We start from the raw sequence: 19,573 nt of genomic DNA, 5'->3' as shown, positions 1-19,573 counted from the left end.
CGCTTACTCTTTCCTCGCGGCGGTCGATCGGAGCGGGCACTTGCGCACCTGCGCCGATCCCATGCACGGCGGGTTGAGCGTGTTGCAGCGGCATGGCTGCCGGAATTATCAGTCGGACTTTTAATCCCGGTCGGACCACGCCAGCACGACTCACTCGAACCCTTACGAGATCTTCTTGGCCTTTTCGAAGGCTTCGTCGATCGTGCCGACCATGTAGAACGCCTGTTCCGGCAGGTGGTCGCACTCGCCGTCGACGATCATCTTGAAGCCACGGATCGTTTCCTTCAGCGGCACGTACTTGCCCGGCGAGCCCGTGAACACTTCAGCGACGTGGAACGGCTGCGACAGGAAACGCTGGATCTTACGTGCACGTGCGACCGACAGCTTGTCTTCCGGCGACAGTTCGTCCATGCCCAGAATCGCGATGATGTCGCGCAGTTCCTTGTAGCGCTGCAGCGTCTGCTGAACGCGACGGGTGATCGAGTAGTGCTCTTCACCGATCACGTTCGGGTCGATCTGGCGCGACGTCGAGTCGAGCGGGTCGACCGCCGGGTAGATACCCAGCGAAGCGATGTCACGCGACAGCACGACGGTTGCGTCCAGGTGGCCGAAGGTGGTCGCCGGCGACGGGTCGGTCAAGTCGTCCGCAGGGACGTACACGGCCTGAACCGACGTAATCGAGCCCTTCTTGGTCGACGTGATGCGTTCCTGCAGCTTGCCCATTTCTTCAGCCAGCGTCGGCTGATAGCCCACTGCCGACGGCATACGGCCGAGCAGTGCCGACACTTCGGTACCGGCCAGCGTGAAACGGTAGATGTTGTCGACGAAGAACAGCACGTCGAGGCCTTCGTCACGGAAGTGCTCGGCCATCGTCAGGCCGGTCAGCGCGACGCGCAGACGGTTGCCCGGCGGCTCGTTCATCTGGCCGTACACCAGCGCGACCTTGTCGAGAACGTTCGAGTCCTTCATTTCGTGGTAGAAGTCGTTCCCTTCACGGGTACGCTCGCCCACGCCCGCGAACACGGAGTAACCGCCGTGTTCCTTCGCGATGTTGTTGATGAGCTCCATCATGTTGACGGTCTTGCCCACGCCAGCACCGCCGAACAGGCCCACCTTGCCGCCCTTCGCGAACGGGCAGATCAGGTCGATGACCTTGATACCCGTTTCGAGCAGTTCGGTCGACGGCGACAGTTCGTCGAACGCCGGAGCCTTCTGGTGGATCGAACGCGTATGTTCGCTTTCGATCGGGCCGGCTTCGTCGATCGGACGGCCGAGCACGTCCATGATACGACCGAGGGTCGGCTTGCCGACCGGCACCGAAATCGGCTTGCTCGTGTTCTTCACGGTCAGGCCGCGGCGCAGGCCGTCGGATGCACCCAGACAAATGGTACGGACCACGCCGTCGCCCAGCTGCTGCTGGACTTCGAGCGTCAGTTCCGAGCCATCGAGAATGAGCGCGTCGTAGATCTTCGGCATGCTGTCGCGCGGGAATTCCACGTCGATAACGGCGCCGATGCACTGTACGATCTTGCCTTCTACCAAAGCAGCAGTACTCATCGCTTTTCCTTTAAATACCTGATTCTTTACTCGCGCAAAGGCGCAGTTGTCGTCCCGGGCGCGCGCTTAAACAGCGGCTGCGCCGCCGACGATCTCCGACAGTTCTTTCGTGATCGCGGCCTGGCGGCTCTTGTTGTATACGAGCTGCAGTTCGCTGATCACCGTCTTCGCGTTGTCGGACGCGGCCTTCATCGCGACCATCCGCGCCGATTGCTCGGACGCCATGTTCTCCGCGACGGCCTGGTACACCAGCGCCTCGACGTAACGCACGAGCAGTTCGTCGACGACTGCCTGCGCGTCCGGCTCGTAGATGTAGTCCCACGACGTGGCCGGCGTACCGTCATCGGCTTCGAAGTGTTCCGACGACAGCGGCAGCAGCTGCTCGATCACGGCTTCCTGCTTCATCGTGTTGACGAAGCGCGTGTAAGCGATATAGACCGCCGCCAGCTTGCCTTCCGAGTACAGGTCGAGCTGCGTCTTCACCGCGCCGATCAGCTTGTCCAGATGCGGGGTGTCGCCGAGGTGCACGACCTGCGACAGCACCTTCGCGCCGAAGCGGTTCAGGAACCCGAGGCCCTTGCTACCGATCGCGGTGGCTTCGACCTTCTGGCCCTTCTCTTCCAGCTCCTTGAACTTCTGCACCGTCGCACGCAGCACGTTGGTGTTCAGACCGCCGCACAGACCCTTGTCCGTCGTGACGAGGATGATGCCGGCCGTCTGCGCGCCTTCGTTCGCCACCATGAACGGGTGGCGGTACTCCGGGTTCGCGCGGCTCATGTGCGCGGCGATGGCACGGACCTTGTCCGCATACGGACGAGCGGCGCGCATGCGTTCCTGCGCGCGACGCATCTTCGATGCGGCCACCATCTCCATCGCCTTCGTGATCTTGCGCGTGTTCTGCACGCTCTTGATCTTGCCGCGAATTTCCTTCATTCCAGCCATAGCTTGCTCCTTGACCGAAGCGGCGCGGGCGCATCAGCACCCGCGCGGCCTCAGTGTGTCACTCGCGGATCAATAGGCACCGGACTTCTTGAAGGATTCGATCGCCGCGCGCAGCGCGCCTTCGTCGTCCTTCGAGAGATCCTTGGTGTCTTCGATGCGCTTGATGAGGTCAGCGTGGCTGGTCTTCAGGTTGTCGCGCAGGCCCTTCTCGAACGACAGCACTTGCTTGACGTCGAGATCGTCGAGGTAGCCGTTGTTCGCGGCGTACAGCGACACGGCCAGTTCCCACACCTGCAGCGGCTGGTACTGCGGCTGCTTCAGCAGTTCCGTCACGCGGCGGCCGCGCTCGAGCTGCTTGCGGGTCGCTTCGTCGAGGTCCGATGCGAACTGCGCGAATGCTGCCAGTTCACGGTACTGCGCGAGGTCGGTACGGATACCGCCCGACAGCTTCTTCACGACCTTCGTCTGCGCGGCGCCACCGACGCGCGACACCGACACGCCGGCGTTGATTGCCGGGCGGATGCCTGCGTTGAACAGGTCGGTTTCCAGGAAGATCTGGCCGTCGGTAATCGAGATCACGTTCGTCGGAACGAACGCGGTCACGTCGCCAGCCTGCGTTTCGATGACCGGCAGTGCCGTCAGCGAGCCGCTCTTGCCCTTCACTTCGCCGTTCGTGAACTTCTCGACGTACTCTTCCGACACGCGAGCAGCACGCTCGAGCAGACGCGAGTGCAGATAGAACACGTCGCCCGGGTACGCTTCACGGCCCGGCGGGCGGCGCAGCAGCAGCGAGATCTGACGGTATGCCCAAGCCTGCTTGGTCAAGTCGTCATAGATGATCAGCGCGTCCTGGCCGCGGTCGCGGAAGTATTCGCCCATCGTGCAGCCGGCGTACGGTGCCAGGTACTGCATTGCGGCGGAATCCGATGCCGAAGCGGCGACGACGATCGTGTATTCCATCGCGCCCGTTTCTTCGAGCTTGCGCACCACGTTCATGATCGACGAAGCCTTCTGGCCGATCGCGACGTAGATACAGATCAGGTCCTTGCCCTTCTGGTTGATGATCGCGTCGAGCGCCACCGCGGTCTTGCCGCACTGACGGTCGCCGATGATCAGCTCACGCTGGCCACGGCCGATCGGCACCATCGCGTCGATCGACTTGATGCCCGTCTGCACCGGCTGCGACACCGACTTGCGCCAGATCACGCCCGGGGCGATCTTTTCGATCGCGTCGGTCAGCTTCGCGTTGACCGGGCCCTTGCCGTCGATCGGGTTGCCGAGCGCATCGACCACGCGGCCGACGAGTTCCGGACCAACCGGGACTTCCAGAATGCGGCCCGTCGTCTTGACGATGTCGCCTTCCGAGATGTGTTCGTATTCGCCGAGAATCACCGCGCCGACCGAGTCGCGCTCGAGGTTCAGCGCGAGGCCGAACGTGTTGCCCGGAAACTCGAGCATTTCGCCCTGCATCACGTCCGACAGGCCGTGGATGCGCACGATACCGTCGGTCACGGAGATCACGGTGCCCTGGTTGCGAACGTCTGCGCTCGCTTCAAGGCCCTGGATCCGGCTCTTGATCAGCTCGCTGATCTCAGAGGGATTGAGTTGCATTATTCGCTCCTGATAGTCAATTCTGTTGCGTGCCGGCGTGGCGCTCAGGCGGTCAAGGCAGCCTGCATCGATGCGAGGCGCGCGCGAACCGAGGTGTCGAGCACTTCGTCGCCGACCGTCACGCGCACGCCGCCGATCAGCGACGAATCGACTTCGACCGTCGGCTTCAGCTTGCGCTTGAACTTGCGTTCGAGGCCAGAGACGAGACTTTCGAGATCCGCGCCGTTCAGCGGGAATGCGCTCACGATCTCGGCGTCGGCTGCACCTTCACGCTCGTTCTTGAGCGCCTCGAACTGCTCGGCGATTTCCGGCAGCAGCGCGATGCGATGATTGTCGACCAGCATCTGCACGAAGTTCTTCGCTTCGGCGCCGGCCGCGACCGGCGACTTCACCGCAGCAAGCAGCAGCTCGGCCACTTGCGTGCGCGTCACCTTCGGGCTCGACGCGACCGACAGCACTTCCGGCAGACGCGCAACCTGGGCCAGCTCTTGCACGAGCGTGGACCAGGCGGCGATGTCACCTCCCTCGGCCACGCGGAACAGCGCTTCTGCGTAAGGGCGGGCGATGGTTGCAAGTTCGGCCATGATCAGAGCTCGGCTTTCAGTTGATTCAGCAGTTGGGCGTGGGCCGTTTGATCGACTTCGCGCTTCAGGATCTGCTCGGCGCCCTTCACGGCCAGCGAGGCGACTTCGCCACGCAGCGCTTCGCGCGCCTTCACGATTTGCTGTTCTGCTTCCGCTTTCGCCTGGGCGACGATGCGGGCGGCTTCAGCCTGGGCGTTGGCCTTGATTTCCTCGGCGACCGCCTGGGCACGCTTTTCGGCGTCGGCGATGCGCTGCTGGCCGTCGTTGCGGGCCTGCGCGAGTTCCTGGTCCACGCGCTTGTGCGCTGCGTCGAGTTCCGCCTTGCCCTTCTCCGCGGCTGCGAGGCCGTCGGCGATCTTCTTCGAACGTTCGTCGAGGGCGTTGATCAACGGCGGCCACACGAACTTCATCGTGAACCACGCGAGGACCAGGAACACGACCATTTGCGCAAACAGAGTTGCGTTGAGATTCACGGTGTTTCCTTATCTGCTATTCCGGAAAAATGAAACGGTAAGGCGCTCATCGAGTTGCATTCGATCAGCGCCCCAAGTCTCCGTTCCGCCCTGCGCCGGCTTGCGCCGGACGCATATTTCCGAGGAACCTTAGCCTGCGACGAGCTTCGACAGGAGCGGGTTCGCGAACGCGAACAGCATTGCGACACCAACACCGATCAGGAATGCAGCGTCGATCAGGCCGGCCAGCAGGAACATCTTCGTTTGCAGCGGGTTGATGAGTTCCGGCTGACGCGCGCAGGCTTCGATGTACTTGCCACCCATCAGCGCGATACCGATACAGGCGCCGATTGCACCCAGGCCGATGATGATGCCGATACCGATGGCGGTCAGACCCTGGATGTTGGCGATGTAAGCTTGCATGATCACTCCTTTGTGAAAAGACTTGGAACTGAGATTTAAAAAACTAAAACGGAAACTCTTTTTTGCACGCCGCGCTTAGTGCTTGTCGTGCGCCTGGCCGAGATACACCAGCGTCAGCATCATGAAAATGAATGCCTGCAACAGAACAATCAGGATGTGGAAGATTGCCCAGACGCTACCCGCGATCACATGACCAACGAAGCCGAGGAACGTTGCGTCGCCACCGAAGCTCCACATGCTGCCGAGCAGGGCGATCAACAGGAACAACAGCTCACCCGCGTACATGTTGCCGAACAGCCGCATGCCGAGGGAGACGGTCTTCGCGAGATATTCGACGATGTTCAGCGCGAGGTTCGGGATCCACAGCAGCGGGTGGGCGCCAAACGGGGCCGACAGCAGCTCATGCACAAAGCCGCCCGCGCCCTTGATCTTGATGCTGTAGTAGATCATCAGGACGAACACGCCGAGCGCGATGCCGAGCGTGCCGTTCAGGTCGGCCGTCGGGACGATGCGATGGTGGGAAATCATGTCCGACAGACCGAGCAGGCCGATCACGCGGCCCGGCAGGTCGACGGGGAGAAAGTCGAGGGCGTTCATCAGCGCGACCCACACGAACACCGTGAGGGCGAGCGGAGCGATGAAGGTGCGGTTGCCGTGGACGATGGCCTTCGATTGGTCTTCGACCATTTCGACGAGCATCTCGATCGCGCACTGGAAGCGGCCCGGCACGCCCGAGGTCGCCTTGCGGGCGGCCAGACGCAGCAGGAGGATCGTCACGATGCCGCACACGATCGACCAGAACAGCGTGTCGAGGTTCCAGACGTGGATGTCGAAAATCGACGTCTGATGCGAGGTGGAGAAATTCTGCAAGTGGTGCGCAATGTACTCGGACGGATCCGGACCGCGCGTGCCTTCGCTAGCTGCCATATCGTTAATGCCACCCAAATTGTCGAAAATCGTTTTGCCCCGTTCCGCAATACGCTATTGCGGGAACGGGCCGGTGCGGTTCGTTGTCGAAACCGCACGCTGCTTGTTGCTTACCGCCAGGCCAGCGCGATCCAGTACGTCTTCAGCACGACGAGGTAGGTGACGAGGAGTGCCGGCCAGTGCACGCCGGCATAGCCGTACGCCACTGCGGCGAACATCCCGACCGTCACGCCGAGCTTCAGGGCTTCGCCCATCACCCAGCTCATCACGGTGGCCGAGCCACCTGCCTTCAGTCGTGCCACGAACAACGCGCTTGGCACCCAGCCGATCGCCCCGCCCAGAAACGCGGATTGCGCAGCGGCGCCCGGCGACTTTGAAAACAGCCACCACGCCAGCGTTGCAACCAGGGACAAGACCACCTGCGCGATCACCACCTTGTAGGGGGTTACGCGCGACGGCTTGCTCACGTTCGGCCCGAACAGCCTCTCGGCTTCCGTCCGCGTGAGCGGAACGATGTTGTTATCTTGTTGCTCGGCATCCCAGTCGTCACCATCGGACTCGCGCCGCTCGCCGGCCGCTGAAGCGGTGCGTTGCGCTCGGTGATCATCGTGCCCGTCGTTCGGCGCCTGACCCGCCATCGCAATCTTCCGCAAAATCCTTGAACCCGGCCCCAAGCTTTCCGAAAGCTTTCAGGGGTGCCTAGCTAACAAATCCGGGCGATTGTAAGCGATAGTTGCAAGTGATTCAAGGCTTTAGACGCGACAAAAACCTGCGTAAAACGACGCCTCATCATGTGAAAAACACGCGAATCTACGACGTCCGATAACAGTTGTAAGGTCGGTTCTTTGCAGCCGTATTTCTTGCGCGAAAAAGTCCGGCGGCGAGGCAACGACGCGACATCGATGCCTGGTGCGGGTGCCACCGCCGCGACGCGGTTGCAGCAGGAATTCTGCTGTGGCTCGGCCACGGGAAATGACTCGACGCATCGATGCGGGACAGGCCAAATACTGTGACCACCCCCTCGAACGCGATGCGCGAAATACGCTCGGCTGCGCGCGAGCCGATGGTCGCAATCAGTTGTTGTGCCGCCACAGAAGATCGACTGTGAATCGACGCACTTATCAACAGCCCGCGTTTCGCCATGACCGCCGACGCCGTGCGCCCTCCCCGCCAAGCTCGCAGCCCGCCCGCACCGCACTTGTCCGAATCGCTCAGCCGTGAACGAGCAACCACGCACCCAGTGCCGCGCTCACCAGCGCGAACGGAATCGACACGAGGTGAAACGGCAGCCACATGCGCGGCTCCTTCGCGAGACGCACCGCGATCAGGTTCGCGAGCGAGCCGATCGCGAAACCGAAGCCGCCGACCGATACGCCGAATGCGAGCGCACGCCAGTCGTGCGTGAATTCCGACAGCAGGATCGCCGCCGGCACGTTGCTGATGCCCTGTGACAGCACCGCGCCTGCCGCGAACACGCGCAGCGGCGAATCGAGATGGGTCCGCGCGATCGCGTCGTGGACGACGGGCAGCGCGGCCGCGCTGCGCAGCACGACGAACATCAGCACGAAGATCAGCAGCAGCAACCAGTCGATCTTCAGGACTGCATCGCGTTTTGCCACCAGCAACGCGATCACGACGGCAATCAGGCCCGGCACCGGACGGTGCGCGTCGGCGAGCAGCACGAACGCACCGAACAGCACCGCCGCAAGCAGCGCATGCGTGCGCTGCACGGGAACGACCTCGACATCTCCGGACAGGTCGAGCGGCTGTGCGCGAAACGCGCACGCCGTCAGCACGAGCAGCAAGGCCATCAGCGCGAGGGCAAGCGGCCCGAGCTCGACGACGAAGCGGCCGAACGACATGCCGCTCAATTGCCACAGGAACAGGTTCTGGGGATTGCCGAGCGGCGTCGCGACGGACCCGGCATTGACGGCAAGCGCAACCACGATCACGAGCCGGCGGAACGGCAACGGCGTCAGCGCGCGCAGCGACACCATCAGCGGCACGACGACGAACAGCGCGACATCGTTGGTGAGCCACATTGCGAGCACCGCCGCAAACACGACGAGCAGCATCGCGAGCCCGCGCTCCGAATGCACGTGATGCACGATGCGATGTGCGAGCCACATCAGGCACCCGGACAACTCGAGCGCCTTGGTCAGCATCAGCAAACCCGCGAGCGTCGCAACAGTCTGCCAGTCGACGCGATCGACCAGTGCGGCGATTGGTTGCGGACGCAACCATTGCAGAATAATCAGTGCAAGCGCCAGCACCGACAGCACCGGCTCCTGCAACAGCCAGCCAAGCCACCGGCGCGGCGCTACCGCGCCCGTGTTCACCATCGATCCCGCCTCGTCATTCTTCAGTTGCGACGTTGCCGCGCAGGCGCATGAGGATGCCCTCGAGCGCATCGAGGTTGCCGAAGTCGATCATCACCTGCCCTCGCCCGCGGCGGCCGAGCTTGATTTTCACCGTCGACGCGAGCAGGTCGGACAACTCTTCCTCAAGACGGCGCGTGTCGCGGCCGCCGTCATCCTTCGCGCGCGCCTTCACGGCCGGCACTTCCTTGGTCGTGTGCGCAACCAGCTTCTCGGTCTCGCGCACCGACATGCGCTTGTTGACGACCTGGTGCGCGAGCGTGATCTGCGTCGCCGCGTCGACCGCGAGCAGCGCACGCGCATGGCCCATGTCGAGATCACCGGCCAGCAGCATCGTTTGCACCGGCGACGCGAGGTTCAGCAGGCGCAGCAGGTTCGACACGGCGCTGCGCGAACGGCCGACCGATTCGGCCGCCTGCTCGTGCGTGAAACCGAATTCGTCGAGCAGGCGCTGGATACCGTGCGCCTCTTCCAGCGGGTTCAGATCCTCGCGCTGGATGTTCTCGATCAGCGCCATCGCGGCGGCGGCCTGATCCGACACGTCCTTCACGAGCACCGGCACTTCGTCGAGACCGGCCAGGCGTGCCGCGCGGAAACGGCGCTCGCCGGCGATGATCTCGTATTTGTCAGACGAAATGGGCCGTACCAGGATCGGCTGCATCACGCCTTGCGCGCGGATGCTGGCCGCCAGCTCCTGCAGGCTGCCTTCATCCATCCGCGTCCGCGGCTGGTACTTGCCGGCCTGCAGCTTGCCGAGCGCGAGCGTGTTCGGTGCCCCTTCGATCTTCACCGCTTCGGTGATGTCCGCACTGCCGCCGAGCAGCGCTTCGAGGCCACGTCCCAAGCCCTTCTTCTTTGGTACCGCGTTCATGTCTTTCTTCCTCGCTTCGCTCATGTCCGGATCACGACACCTCGAACGCGCGCACGCGGTCGATCATCTCGGCACCGAACTGGAGATACGCCTGCGCACCGCGCGAGTTGCGGTCGAACACGACGCCCGGCAACCCGTAACTCGGCGCTTCCGCCAGGCGCACGTTGCGCGGAATCACCACGTCGAACACCTTGTCGCCGAAGTGCGCTTTCAGTTGATCGGAGACTTGCTGCTGCAGCGTGATGCGCGGATCGAACATCACGCGCAGCAAGCCGATGATCTTCAGGTCGCGGTTCATGTTCGCGTGAACCTGCTTGATCGTGTTGACGAGATCCGACAGCCCTTCCAGCGCGAAGTACTCGCACTGCATCGGGATCACGACGCCGTGCGCGGCGCACAGTCCGTTCAACGTCAGCAGCGACAGCGTCGGCGGGCAATCGATCAGCACGAAGTCGTAGTCGTCGGCCACGTGTTCGAGCGCGGCTTTCAACCGACGCTCGCGATTGTCGATGCTGATCAGCTCGATCTCGGCACCGGACAGCTCGCGGTTGGCCGGCAGTACGTCGTATGTGACGCCTTCCGGACGCACCCGCGCGTCCGTCACCGATACGCCGTCGACCAGCACTTCGTACACGGTCGACTCGCAGGCGGCCTTGTCGATCCCGCTGCCCATCGTGGCGTTGCCCTGCGGGTCGAGATCGATCAGCAGGACTCGTTGCTCCTGCGCTGCAAGGCTTGCGGCGAGATTGACCGATGTCGTCGTCTTGCCGACGCCCCCCTTCTGGTTCGCAACGCAGAAGATCTTTGCCATCGTTGGTGTGTTCCCTTTACCTTCAAACAAACGGCGCGCTACCGCGCGCCTTCAATTCGCCACGTCGACGGCAACCTCGATCAGATGCCGTTCGGCATCGAGCATCGGTACCGCCAACCGTATCGTCTGCTTTACGCGACTGCCTTCCGGCAGCCGTGCAATTTCGTCATCCGGGTGGACACCCTTCATTGCCCAGATCGATCCGCCGGGCGCGACGAGATGTCGAGCAAGTTTAACGAAGTCGGATAGATCCGCGAAGGCGCGGGATACGATGATGTCGAATTTTTCCGGCACTTCGACACCCGGCTGCAGCGATTCGACCCGCCCGGTGACGACCGACAGGTTCGCGAGCTTCAGCTCCGCGCGCATCTGCGTCTGGAATGCAGACTTCTTCTGCACGATATCGTTCAGCGTCACCTGCCAGTCCGGCTGGACGATCGCCAGCACGATACCGGGCAACCCGCCGCCCGAACCGACGTCGAGCACGCGTGCCGATGCACGGTCACGTAGATGCGGAACGATGGAGAGCGAATCGAGAATGTGCTGGATCAGCATCTGCTTCGGGTCGCGGATCGCGGTCAGGTTGTAGACCGCGTTCCACTTGCCGAGCAGCGCGACATAGTCGAGCAGCTGGTTGCGTTGTGCATCCGTCAATGCGATGTCGAGCGCGGCCGTGCCGTCGACGAGCATCCCTTCGAGTACATCCCGATTAACCGCCGGCGCGCGACGCGCCGTCATTGTTGCGTCGGGACGGTGCCGTCCCCCTGCTCGGTCGCCTCTGCGGCGGTGCCGTTACGACGGCCGAGGCCACGGCGCTTCAGGTGCACCATCAGCAGCGAGATCGCGGCCGGCGTGACGCCCGAGATCCGCGATGCCTGCCCGATCGTTTCAGGCCGGAACTCATTGAGCTTCTGGCTCACTTCGAACGACAGGCCGCGAACCTCGCGGTAATCGATACCGTCCGGCAGGCGCGTGTTCTCATTCGCATCATTGCGTTCGATCTCGCTCGCCTGACGCTCGATATAGCCCTGATATTTGATGCCGATTTCCACCTGCTCCTTGATCTGCTCGAGCAGCACCGGATCGTCGGCAAGCGGCTCCGCCGGCGCCCATTCGCCACCCTTCAGGCCGCAGACGCCGTCGTAGCTAACGCCCGGGCGGCGCAGCAGCTCGGCGAGGCTGTACTCGTGATCGATCGCCTTGCCGAGCAACGCGGTCGCCTCTTCCGGCGGCAGCGTCTTCGGCGTGACCCACGTCGACTTCAGTCGTTCGGTTTCACGTGAAACAGCGTCGCGCTTCCGGCTGAATGCGTCCCAGCGCGCGTCGTCGACGAGGCCCAGTTCGCGGCCAAGCTCGGTCAGTCGCATGTCCGCATTATCTTCACGCAGGCTCAGGCGGTACTCCGCACGGCTCGTGAACATCCGGTACGGCTCGGCCACACCGCGCGTGACGAGGTCATCGACCAGCACGCCAAGGTAGGCCTGGTCGCGACGCGGGCACCATGCGTCCTTCTCCTGCACGTAGCGGCCGGCGTTCAGGCCAGCCAGCAGGCCTTGCGCGGCCGCTTCTTCGTAGCCGGTCGTGCCGTTGATCTGGCCCGCAAAGAACAGCCCGTTGATCGCCTTCGTCTCGAGCGACGCCTTCAGCGCGCGCGGGTCGAAGTAGTCGTACTCGATCGCGTAGCCAGGGCGCAGGATGTGCGCGTTCTCGAGGCCGCGCATCGAGTGCACGAGCTCAAGCTGCACGTCGAACGGCAAACTCGTCGAAATCCCGTTCGGGTAGAACTCGTTGGTCGTCAGCCCTTCCGGTTCGAGGAAGATCTGATGCGATTCCTTCGACGCGAACCGGTGGATCTTGTCCTCGATTGACGGGCAGTAACGCGGTCCGACGCCTTCGATCACGCCTGTATACATAGGCGAACGGTCGAGCCCGCCGCGAATGATGTCGTGCGTGCGCTCGTTCGTATGCGTGACCCAGCACGGCAGCTGCTGCGGATGCTGCTCCGCGCGGCCCAGGAACGAGAACACCGGAATCGGATCGAGATCGCCGGGCTGCTCGTCCAGCTTCGAAAAGTCGATCGAGCGGCCGTCGATACGCGGCGGCGTACCCGTCTTCAGGCGGCCCTGCGGCAGCTTCAGCTCCTTCAGGCGCGCCGACAGCGACACGGCCGCCGGATCGCCGGCGCGACCGCCGGTGTAGTTGTTCAGGCCGACGTGGATCTTGCCGTCGAGGAACGTACCGGCCGTCAGCACGACCGCACGTGCGCGGAAGCGGATGCCGATCTGCGTGACGGCGCCGACCACGCGGTCGCCCTCGACCATCAGGTCGTCGACGGCCTGCTGGAACAGCCACAGGTTCGGCTGATTCTCCAGCCGATGGCGGATCGCAGCCTTGTACAGGATGCGGTCAGCCTGCGCACGCGTCGCACGCACCGCCGGGCCCTTCGACGAATTGAGGATCCGGAACTGAATACCGCTCTCGTCCGTCGCGGCAGCCATCGCGCCGCCGAGCGCATCGACTTCCTTGACCAGATGACCCTTGCCAATGCCGCCGATCGACGGATTGCAGCTCATCTGGCCGAGCGTTTCGATGTTATGGGTCAGCAGCAGCGTCTTCGCACCCATACGGGCCGATGCCAACGCGGCTTCCGTGCCGGCGTGCCCGCCACCGACGACGATGACGTCAAATTCTGTGGGAAAAAGCATGGTGGATTCCGTACGCAGGACTGCGCACGAACCTATCTGAGAAATGTATGGGCCGAATTATAGCGGGTTCGCTTTTCACCCGAAGGCCATCCGAATGGTAGGGCCTGTTCATTTGACCGTTTTTTTGACCGATCGGCCAAGCTGTGCCGCCCACCCCCGCCCCCGCGCCTGCAACGCCAGCCTGACCTCGACGCACATCATCAAGCTGTGCAAAACCGGGCATCGGGCAGCGGCTCGCGAAACCCGACATCACCGCACCGTCACAGTATTTCCGATCGATAGCCTGGTACTTGTCCCCTGTGCAGTTCGTCTCGCGGCAATAACGAGCTGTCGCGCATGCACCGCTCGTTACCCTGTGCGCCCCGGCGCGATGGGCACCCGCTCCCATCACAGCACTTCCGCTTGTTGTTCCGGCACTTATCCCCAACCCTGGTTCACCGACGCATCGCCCTGCTCCCGGAAACAAAAACGGCGTGTTTCACGTGAAACACGCCGCCGATCTCCCGCCAACCGCCCCGACCATCAAGCCGTTTTTTTCGCCAGCCCGAGGTAGGTTTCGATCACCCGCGGATTCTGTGCCAGCTCAGCCGCCGGCCCTTCCAGCGCAAACTCTCCCGTCTCCAGTACATAGCCGTAGTCCGAGATCTGCAGTGCCGCCCGCGCGTTCTGCTCGATCAGCAGCGTCGCGACGCCTGTGCCGCGCAACGCGCTGATGATATGAAAAATCTCCTTCACGATCAGCGGCGCCAGCCCGAGGCTCGGCTCATCGAGCATCAGCAGGTCGGGCTTGCCCATCAGCGCGCGACCCACCGCAAGCATCTGCCGCTCACCGCCCGACAGCGTACCGGCTGCCTGCTTGCGTCGCTCCTTGAGCCGCGGAAACAGCGTGAACACGTGGTCGAGCTGGTCGAGGAAGTTCGATTCCCCCGCCAGCTTGCGGCGGTATGCGCCCAGCACGAGGTTGTCCTCCACGCTCATCGTGCTGAACAGCTCGCGCTTTTCCGGCACGAGACACATCCCGCGCGCGACGCGCTGCTCGACCGGCAGCGCACCCACGTCGTTGCCGCGGTACACCACCGCGCCCGACGCATGCCCGGTCACGGGCAATGCGCCCATGATCGCGTTCAGCAGCGTCGACTTGCCGGCCCCGTTCGGGCCGATCACGCTGACGATCTGCCCAGCGCCGACCTTGATCGCCGCACCGTGCAGCGCCTCGACCTTCCCGTACCGCACCGCCAGTCCCCGCACCTCGAGAATCGGCATCGTCGTGTCCGCCATCACTCCACCCCGCCCAGATACGCTTCGAGCACCGCCGGGTCCTGCTGCACGTCCTGCGGCAGCCCTTCCGCGATCCGCGTGCCGAATTCCATCACCACCAGCCGGTCGGTAAGGTTCATCACGAAATCCATGTCATGTTCCACGAGCAACACGCTCATTCCTTCGGCCTTCAAGCGCCGCAGCAGATCGGCGAGCTGCTGCTTCTCCTGGTAGCGCAGCCCGGCGGCCGGCTCGTCGAGCAGCAGCAGCGTCGGATCGCAGCACAGCGCGCGCGCGATCTCGAGAATCCGCTGCTGGCCGAGCGCGAGGCTGCCCGCTTCGTCGTACATGTGCCTTTCGAGCCCGACGCGGCGGATCTGCCGCGCCGCTTCGGCCAGCAACTGCGCTTCCTCGTGCGCATTGAGGCGCGCAACGCTGCGCCAGACGCCCGTATGGCCGCGCAGATGCGCGCCGATCGCGACGTTCTCGAGCACCGTCATCGTCGGCAGCAGCTTCACGTGCTGGAACGTGCGGCCGATCCCGCGCCGGACGATCTGGCGCGACGTGAGCCCGTCGATCCGCTCGCCGCGGAACGTGATCGTGCCGCCGGTCGGCTGCAGCACGCCGGTCACGAGGTTGAACGTGGTCGACTTGCCGGCGCCGTTCGGGCCGATCAGGCCGATGATCTGCCCCGCCTTCACGTCGAAACTGACGTCGTTGACGGCCACCAGCCCGCCGAACTGCTTGCGCGCGTTGTCGACGACGAGCAGCGGCTCGCCCGCCACGGGCTTCGCACGCTGCGGCAACGGATCGGCATGGTCGGGCACATGCGCGCGCGGCCCGCGCGGAAACAGCTTCGCGACGAACGGCCACACGCCCTGGCGCGCGTACTGCAGCAACAGCACCATCAGCACGCCGAACACGATGATCTCGAAGTTGCCTTCCGAGCCGAGCAGCTTCGGCAACAGCGTCTGCAGGTAGTCCTGCAGCACGGTGAGGATCGCTGCACCGAGCACCGCGCCCCATACATGCGACACGCCGCCGACGACGGCCATGAACAGGAATTCGATCCCATGGTTCAGCCCGAACGGGGTCGGATTCACCGCGCGCTGCAGATGCGCGTAGAGGAAGCCCGATACGGCCGCGAGCACGGCCGCGTAGATGAAGATCACGACGCGCATCCATGCGGTGTTCACGCCCATCGCCTCGGCCATCACGCCGCCGCCGCGCAGCGCGCGGATCGCGCGGCCGGGCCGGCTGTTGAGCAGGTTCTGCACCGAGACGATCGCCGCCAGCACGACGGCCCAGATCAGGAAGTACAGGCTGCGGCCGCTTCCGAGCTCGATGCCGAACAGGTTCAGCGCCGGTATCCCGTTGATCCCGTCGTACTTGCCGAGCAGCTCGAGGTTGCCGAACAGATAAAACAACGCGAGGCCCCATGCGATCGTGCCGAGCGGCAGGAAGTGCCCGGACAGGCGCATCGTGACCGCACCGAGCACGAACGCGACGAGCGCCGTCAGCACGACGCCGACGATCAACGCGAGCCACGGCGACACGCCGTATCGCGTGGTCAGGAACGCCGTCGCATACGCGCCGATGCCGACGAACGCAGCCTGCCCGAAGCTCGTCATCCCGCCGACCCCCGTCAGCAGCACGAGCCCGATCGCGACGATCGCGTAGAGGCCGATGTAGTTCAGCAGCGTGATCCAGTATTCGGGCACCTGCAGCGCGCCGGGCAGCACCGGCAGCGCGAACAGCACCACGAGAAACACCCAGAAGGTCTTGTTGCGTACCATCGTCTTCATCGCGTCACTCCTCTTCCTCTTCCGCGTGCGGCGTCGCGAAACTGCGCCACAGCAGCACCGGGATGATCAGCGTGAACACGATCACTTCCTTGTACGCGCTTGCCCAGAACGACGAATACGATTCGAGCACGCCGACCAGCAGCGAACCCGCGGCCGCGAGCGGATAGCTGACGAGCCCGCCGATGATCGCGCCGACGAAACCCTTCAGGCCGATCAGGAAGCCGGAGTCGTAATAGATCGTCGTCAGCGGACCGACGAGGATGCCGGACAGCACGCCGAGCCCTGCCGCCAGCGTGAACGCGAGCCGCCCTGCCTCGGTCGTGCCGATGCCGACGAGCCGCGCGCCGAGCCGGTTCACCGACGTCGCGCGCAGCGCCTTGCCGGCGATCGTGCGGCCGAAGTACACGTAGAGCGCACCGATCAGCACCAGCGCGGTCACGACCACGAGGACGCTCTGCACCGACACCGTCATGCTGCCGATCGCCAGCGACGCATCGGTGAATCCGTTGGTGCGCGAACCTTCCGCGCCGAACATCACGAGCCCGAGGCCGACCATCGCGAAATGGACGGCGACCGACACGATCAGCAGCAGCAGTGTCGTGCCTTCGGCGATCGGCTGATAGACGAGCCGGTAGACGAACGGCCCCATCGGCACGACGATCGCGAGCGTCAGTGCGATCTGCGCGAGCATCGGCATCGGCTGCGCGGCAAAGCTGCGCGTGATCGCGAACACCGCGAGCGGCAGCAGGACGTAGCGGCTGCCGAGCGTCGCGAGCGTGCGTCCGAGCTGATGGCGGCGTTCGCGATGCCGGATCATGCCGCCGACTTCGAGCAGGAAGCACGCGATGCCCATCACGAACAGCAGCCAGCAGGTGGCGGGAAATTTCTGCGCCTGCAACGCCGCAAGCGTGAGCGCACCATAGGCGACGAACTCGCCCTGGGGAATGAAGATCACCCGCGTGACGGAAAACACCAGCACGAGCGCCAGCGACAGCAATGCATAAATGGCGCCGGTCGTGATGCCGTCTTGCGCGAGGATCGCCGCAATCGAGAGATCCATACGTTTCGTGTATCGAGAATGCTGCGGAGAAACGGCGACGGGAACGACCCGCGCGCGGACGGCAAGACCGGGGGTCAGGCGTCGTGCGGCGGCGTCCCGGAAGTTCCATGCGGCGCGAGCACGAGCCGCCAGGCCCGCCGCGCCGCCGACGGCGCGCACGGCGCCGTTCGCGCCGCGCCCGCCGGTTTCACGTAATGCTTACTCGGCCTGCAGTTTCCACTTGCCGTCGACGATCTGCACCATCACGCGCGCACGCGTGTCGAAGCCGTTGTGGTCGGTCGACGTCATGTTGATCACGCCGTGCGACACGGGCAGATCCTTCACGCTCTCGAGCGACGCGCGCAGCGCCTCGCGGAACGCCTCGGTGCCCGGTTGGCCCTTCTTCAGCGCTTCCGGAATCGCTCGCTGCAGCAGCAGCCCCGCATCCCACGCATGGCCGCCGAAAGTCGCGAGCGAACCTGCGCCGTAGGCCTTCTCGTACGCGGCCTTGTAGCCGAGCGCCGGCTTCTTCACCGGACTCGAATCGGGCAGCTGGTCGGTCACGAGCACCGGGCCGGCCGGCAGGATCTCGCCTTCGCAATCCTTGCCGCACACGCGCAGGAAATCGTTGTTGGCGACGCCGTGCGTCTGGTACACCTTGCCCTTGTAGCCGCGCTCCTTCAGCGTCTTGGCCGGCAGCGCGGCCGGCGTGCCCGAACCGGCGATCAGCACCGCGTCCGGGTTCGAGCCCATCAGCTTCAGCACCTGCCCCATCACCGACGCGTCGGTGCGGTTGTAGCGCTCGTTCGACACGACCTTCAGCCCGTTCTTCGCGGCGGCCGCGTCGAACGTCTTGTACCAGCTGTCGCCGTACGCATCGGCGAAGCCGACGAAGCCGACCGTCTTCACGCCGTGCTTCGCCATGTAGCCGGCGATCGCATCGGCCATCAGCTGGTCGTTCTGCGGCACCTTGAACATCCATGCGCGCTTTGCGTCCATCGGCGCGATGATCTGCGCGCTCGCCGCAAGCGAGATCGTCGGCGTCTTGCCCTGCGACACCGGGTCGAGCATCGCGAGCGAGTTCGGCGTGACGGACGAACCGATGATGGCGTCGACGTGGTCCTCGTCGATCAGCTTGCGCACGTTCTGCACCGCGCGGCTCGTGTCGGACGCATCGTCGAGCACGATGTACTGGACGCTCTTGCCCGCGATTTCCTTCGGCAGCAGCGCGATCGTGTTCTTTTCCGGAATCCCGAGCGATGCGGCCGGCCCCGTCGCCGACAGCGTCACGCCGATCTTCACCTGTGCCGAGGCCGTCGCCGCCGCACACACGAGGCCCGCGGCAAGCAGAACCTCCATCCATCGATTCATCTTCATTGAGTTGTCTCCAAACGCTGCTCGAAAAATCCGCGGGTCGCTCGGGCGGCTCCCGGTCCTCAAACAAGTTAATAATTTAACTATCTCGCCGTGCCGCGCCTACGCTCGTTTTCCCGTGAAACGCCCGCACCGCGACCACGCCCCGGCGAGACCGCGTACGCGCGCGCCGCGGCGCGTTCCGAAGCGGTCGCTCGACCGCCACGATGCGCGGCAGCCATGTCGTCAGGATGAAGCAAGCGGAGCAATGCGGCTTGACGGGAACGGCGATCGATGCGGACGCAACGATCGCCGGAAGGTCGACCGGCCGGGCCGGGTCCGGCCACGCACACGGGCGGCGCAAGATCGGAAGACCGGCCGTTCATGCGAACGCGAGCGACGCGTCGGATGCGAACGCAACGACCGGAGAGACCGTCGTGCCGGCGAATCGCGCCAGAACGCGCATACCGGCCGCAGGACGGCTCGTGAAAGCCGGGGCATACCCGTGCGCCACCAACCCCGAACGAGCGGCGCCAACCGCCCCGCGTGCCCCGATCCATCGTCCTGCGCTTCTCATCCAACCGTACTCCCTCTTCTGCATTCTGCTTGTAGGAGAACTGCCGACCGATTTTCCCGACCGCACGGTCGGCGAAAGCTGAGTGTAACGGACGCTTTTTACGCACGCCAACCGGGTAAGCCCGGACGACATGCACGCGGCTGCGCGCCGGCCGCGATCGACTGGCGGGAATGGACGATAACGGGGGGACGGGGGGTGATGCGCGGGGTGATGCGAGGCGGAACACGGGCGCGCGAAACGCGGCGCCACTCGCCTGCACCATCGATGGAAATTCATGCACA

Annotated in this window: 17 protein-coding genes; all 17 read right to left on the bottom strand. The window is 64.2% G+C overall.

Annotated elements, in window-relative coordinates; genetic code table 11:
- Positions 1-162: 162 nt before the first annotated feature.
- On the bottom strand, positions 163-1,557 hold the full coding sequence (gene atpD, locus DIE21_RS21975) for a F0F1 ATP synthase subunit beta (protein WP_021160446.1): 1,395 nt from the start codon (positions 1,555-1,557) through the stop codon (positions 163-165).
- Positions 1,558-1,623: 66 nt separating this feature from the next.
- Positions 1,624-2,499, bottom strand: a complete 876-nt coding sequence (gene atpG / locus DIE21_RS21970; RefSeq protein ID WP_124499691.1) for a F0F1 ATP synthase subunit gamma — start codon at positions 2,497-2,499, stop codon at positions 1,624-1,626.
- Positions 2,500-2,568: 69 nt separating this feature from the next.
- Positions 2,569-4,110: a F0F1 ATP synthase subunit alpha gene (atpA, locus tag DIE21_RS21965; RefSeq protein ID WP_006756467.1), complete on the bottom strand. Its 1,542-nt coding sequence runs from the start codon at positions 4,108-4,110 to the stop codon at positions 2,569-2,571.
- A gap of 44 nt (positions 4,111-4,154) precedes the next feature.
- Positions 4,155-4,694, bottom strand: coding sequence for a F0F1 ATP synthase subunit delta (locus DIE21_RS21960; RefSeq protein WP_014895498.1), 540 nt, complete (start codon positions 4,692-4,694; stop codon positions 4,155-4,157).
- A gap of 2 nt (positions 4,695-4,696) precedes the next feature.
- Positions 4,697-5,167, bottom strand: a complete 471-nt coding sequence (locus tag DIE21_RS21955) for a F0F1 ATP synthase subunit B (protein ID WP_006751767.1) — start codon at positions 5,165-5,167, stop codon at positions 4,697-4,699.
- 129 nt (positions 5,168-5,296) lie between these two features.
- The gene (gene atpE / locus DIE21_RS21950) at positions 5,297-5,569 is read right to left on the bottom strand and encodes a F0F1 ATP synthase subunit C (protein ID WP_021160442.1); all 273 of its coding nucleotides are present in this window, start codon (positions 5,567-5,569) and stop codon (positions 5,297-5,299) included.
- Positions 5,570-5,644: 75 nt separating this feature from the next.
- Entirely contained in the window at positions 5,645-6,496 is an 852-nt protein-coding gene (gene atpB / locus DIE21_RS21945; RefSeq protein WP_124499690.1) for a F0F1 ATP synthase subunit A, read from the bottom strand.
- 110 nt (positions 6,497-6,606) lie between these two features.
- Positions 6,607-7,134, bottom strand: a complete 528-nt coding sequence (locus tag DIE21_RS21940) for an ATP synthase subunit I (protein ID WP_124499689.1) — start codon at positions 7,132-7,134, stop codon at positions 6,607-6,609.
- Between the two features lie 573 nt (positions 7,135-7,707).
- Positions 7,708-8,838, bottom strand: a complete 1,131-nt coding sequence (locus DIE21_RS21935) for an SLC13 family permease (protein WP_124499688.1) — start codon at positions 8,836-8,838, stop codon at positions 7,708-7,710.
- 13 nt (positions 8,839-8,851) lie between these two features.
- A complete protein-coding gene (locus DIE21_RS21930; protein WP_124499687.1) occupies positions 8,852-9,745 on the bottom strand; it encodes a ParB/RepB/Spo0J family partition protein in 894 nt (297 codons plus the stop codon).
- Positions 9,746-9,776: 31 nt separating this feature from the next.
- Positions 9,777-10,556 carry a ParA family protein gene (locus DIE21_RS21925; RefSeq protein WP_124499686.1) on the bottom strand — a complete coding sequence of 260 codons (780 nt, stop codon included), beginning with the start codon at positions 10,554-10,556 and terminating at the stop codon, positions 9,777-9,779.
- Between the two features lie 51 nt (positions 10,557-10,607).
- Positions 10,608-11,294, bottom strand: a complete 687-nt coding sequence (gene rsmG, locus DIE21_RS21920) for a 16S rRNA (guanine(527)-N(7))-methyltransferase RsmG (RefSeq protein ID WP_124499685.1) — start codon at positions 11,292-11,294, stop codon at positions 10,608-10,610.
- Positions 11,291-13,261 (bottom strand): tRNA uridine-5-carboxymethylaminomethyl(34) synthesis enzyme MnmG, encoded by a 1,971-nt coding sequence (mnmG, locus tag DIE21_RS21915; RefSeq protein WP_124499684.1) that lies wholly within the window; start codon positions 13,259-13,261, stop codon positions 11,291-11,293. Before mnmG ends, rsmG begins: the two co-directional genes overlap by 4 nt.
- Before the next feature lie 522 nt (positions 13,262-13,783).
- Positions 13,784-14,539, bottom strand: coding sequence for an ABC transporter ATP-binding protein (locus DIE21_RS21910; RefSeq protein WP_124499683.1), 756 nt, complete (start codon positions 14,537-14,539; stop codon positions 13,784-13,786).
- Positions 14,539-16,323: an ATP-binding cassette domain-containing protein gene (locus DIE21_RS21905; protein WP_124499682.1), complete on the bottom strand. Its 1,785-nt coding sequence runs from the start codon at positions 16,321-16,323 to the stop codon at positions 14,539-14,541. The genes DIE21_RS21910 and DIE21_RS21905 overlap by 1 nt, the downstream gene beginning before the upstream one ends.
- Positions 16,324-16,327: 4 nt before the next feature.
- The gene (locus DIE21_RS21900; RefSeq protein ID WP_124499681.1) at positions 16,328-17,383 is read right to left on the bottom strand and encodes a branched-chain amino acid ABC transporter permease; all 1,056 of its coding nucleotides are present in this window, start codon (positions 17,381-17,383) and stop codon (positions 16,328-16,330) included.
- Positions 17,384-17,581: 198 nt separating this feature from the next.
- The gene (locus DIE21_RS21895; protein WP_124499680.1) at positions 17,582-18,739 is read right to left on the bottom strand and encodes an ABC transporter substrate-binding protein; all 1,158 of its coding nucleotides are present in this window, start codon (positions 18,737-18,739) and stop codon (positions 17,582-17,584) included.
- Positions 18,740-19,573 lie beyond the last annotated feature (834 nt).

This window comes from Burkholderia sp. Bp9140 (assembly GCF_003853425.1).
Lineage (GTDB): Bacteria > Pseudomonadota > Gammaproteobacteria > Burkholderiales > Burkholderiaceae > Burkholderia.
Note: the sequence above shows the minus strand (reverse complement) of the source record. Positions and strands in the feature narration are given on the sequence as shown.

Bases quoted from the DNA above. Each gene is read 5' to 3' on its own strand.
- rsmG (WP_124499685.1), bottom strand. From the start codon at position 11,294: ATGACGGCGCGTCGCGCGCCGGCGGTTAATCGGGATGTACTCGAAGGG.
- DIE21_RS21900 (WP_124499681.1), bottom strand. From the start codon at position 17,383: ATGGATCTCTCGATTGCGGCGATCCTCGCGCAAGACGGCATCACGACC.
- DIE21_RS21960 (WP_014895498.1), bottom strand. From the start codon at position 4,694: ATGGCCGAACTTGCAACCATCGCCCGCCCTTACGCAGAAGCGCTGTTC.
- atpE (WP_021160442.1), bottom strand. From the start codon at position 5,569: ATGCAAGCTTACATCGCCAACATCCAGGGTCTGACCGCCATCGGTATC.
- atpA (WP_006756467.1), bottom strand. From the start codon at position 4,110: ATGCAACTCAATCCCTCTGAGATCAGCGAGCTGATCAAGAGCCGGATC.
- DIE21_RS21905 (WP_124499682.1), bottom strand. From the start codon at position 16,323: ATGAAGACGATGGTACGCAACAAGACCTTCTGGGTGTTTCTCGTGGTG.
- mnmG (WP_124499684.1), bottom strand. From the start codon at position 13,261: ATGCTTTTTCCCACAGAATTTGACGTCATCGTCGTCGGTGGCGGGCAC.
- DIE21_RS21940 (WP_124499689.1), bottom strand. From the start codon at position 7,134: ATGGCGGGTCAGGCGCCGAACGACGGGCACGATGATCACCGAGCGCAA.
- DIE21_RS21930 (WP_124499687.1), bottom strand. From the start codon at position 9,745: ATGAACGCGGTACCAAAGAAGAAGGGCTTGGGACGTGGCCTCGAAGCG.
- atpG (WP_124499691.1), bottom strand. From the start codon at position 2,499: ATGGCTGGAATGAAGGAAATTCGCGGCAAGATCAAGAGCGTGCAGAAC.
- atpB (WP_124499690.1), bottom strand. From the start codon at position 6,496: ATGGCAGCTAGCGAAGGCACGCGCGGTCCGGATCCGTCCGAGTACATT.
- DIE21_RS21910 (WP_124499683.1), bottom strand. From the start codon at position 14,539: ATGGCGGACACGACGATGCCGATTCTCGAGGTGCGGGGACTGGCGGTG.
- DIE21_RS21895 (WP_124499680.1), bottom strand. From the start codon at position 18,739: ATGAAGATGAATCGATGGATGGAGGTTCTGCTTGCCGCGGGCCTCGTG.
- DIE21_RS21925 (WP_124499686.1), bottom strand. From the start codon at position 10,556: ATGGCAAAGATCTTCTGCGTTGCGAACCAGAAGGGGGGCGTCGGCAAG.
- atpD (WP_021160446.1), bottom strand. From the start codon at position 1,557: ATGAGTACTGCTGCTTTGGTAGAAGGCAAGATCGTACAGTGCATCGGC.
- DIE21_RS21935 (WP_124499688.1), bottom strand. From the start codon at position 8,838: ATGGTGAACACGGGCGCGGTAGCGCCGCGCCGGTGGCTTGGCTGGCTG.